The sequence below is a fragment of the Streptomyces sp. NPDC030245 genome, assembly GCF_055572995.1.
Genome location: NZ_JBVICF010000030.1, coordinates 1 through 1553, shown reverse-complemented (window position 1 = coordinate 1553; position 1553 = coordinate 1). Strand labels below are relative to the sequence as shown.

The window sequence follows — 1553 nt, the reverse complement described above, 5'->3', positions numbered from 1 at the left end:
GGTTTACCCATGAACTTCACTTCGTAGCCGGAGAACGATGCGAGCTTGCTCACCGCCTGTTCGAGAGAGCCGTGCCAGGGCATGGTCACGACCTGCTCCATGCCGCGGATCTGAGCATAGATCCGCGGCTGCGAAGGCCGGTTCTTCATCTTCTCGTACTGCTCAGCTTCAGCAAGCTGCGTGAGCGACTGCTGGATGTTCTTCGCTGTTTCCTGGAGCTTCTGGTAAGCGGGGTCGTCGCTGTAGCTCTTGTCGCCACCACGGCCAGTCCCAGCGCACCCGGACAACAACGTAGCGACAAGCAGAGAGCCAGCAATCACTCGGTTCTTCATCGTATCTGCTCGGTTGGTTGATGGATAAAGCGCTCCTTACAGGAAAACAACGCTTTAGCGCACGACTATACATCAACGAAAGTCGAACGATAAGACAATGATAGTCAGAAGTGACCCACCACTCAACACCAACCCACACCCATATAGGTCTTAGGTGACCTAAAATCCCTTCTGCCCGCCAAATAGGTCACCTGTGACCATCCCTATAGCCAGTGCGAGATGCCGCAGATACAGGGCTTTCGGGAGCCAATACCCCCTTTAGGTCACATGTGACACTCGGCAGCAGCACCGCCCTACTCCGCCGACAAATACCCAGACACGCCGACTCTTTTTAGGTCACAGCTGGCAGATCACTCGCAGCGGGTGATGCGCTCGCCGATGGATCGATGACGAACTCAGCAACGTCCGTTTCCGAATAGGTCAACACGGGTATCGAACGAAGATTTCTGGCGACAATAGTCTGCATCTGATACGTTACTTGGAGACGTTTACGGTTCCGAGTAACGGGGGTAGCCAAATAAAACTTATGATTCCGAGTAGACTTCCGGAAACGAATGAGCAGTACGTCATCAAGGCTCTCTCTGTCTGCTCCCAAGCTGCCCAGGCATACGGCATCGACTCCCCCCATTCGGTACCGCCACTCACGGTGATCGAGCACCTCATCACCCGTAAGCCCTCGATCGCCCGTAACACCTGGAAGCAGTACAAGAACGCCCTTCGGCATCTGTTCACTGAGCGTATGGCGGCGACTGAGGAGAAAGTCGTCCAGGAAGAGCTCCAGGCCGCTCTCCAGATGCTGGATACGACCTCATCAGAGGGCACCCTTCGAAAAGGGACTCAGACATCCTCCAAGAAGCAGAAGGGCTTTAAGCGAGCCGACTACCAACGTTTGCTTTCGTACCTGGAGATGCACCAGGGCAAACACCGCTATGCGCGCCCATTGAAGACCTGGTTGAAAGCGACCTACTTGGTCGGTCTGCGGCCGGGAGAATGGAAGTCAGCCGGCGTGACTGAGATCCACGGCCGCCCCGTACTTAATGTCGAGAACGCGAAGGCCACGAACGGCCGCGGCAATGGAACGTTCCGCTCCCTGGATCTGGGGGATCTGACAGCTGACGAGCTGGCGGACATCCCGGAGATGATTGCGATGCTGGCAGGCTCCGCCGGCGAGCTCCCGTTCGACACCCTGCAGGAGAGGATGGGCGACTACCTGACGTACGC

2 protein-coding genes are annotated in these 1553 nt (G+C 56.5%); one reads left to right on the top strand and one right to left on the bottom strand.

Annotated features, from left to right (window positions below; all coding sequences use genetic code 11):
- Positions 1-332 (bottom strand): DotD/TraH family lipoprotein (locus tag ACZ4Z4_RS38225; RefSeq protein WP_468338501.1); only part of this gene is annotated, 332 nt, incomplete at its 3' end.
- Positions 333-978: 646 nt separating this feature from the next.
- Between ACZ4Z4_RS38225 and ACZ4Z4_RS38220 the strand changes: the two genes are divergently transcribed.
- Positions 979-1553, top strand: a 575-nt coding sequence (locus tag ACZ4Z4_RS38220) for a hypothetical protein (RefSeq protein WP_468338499.1), incomplete at its 3' end; no start/stop codon positions are given.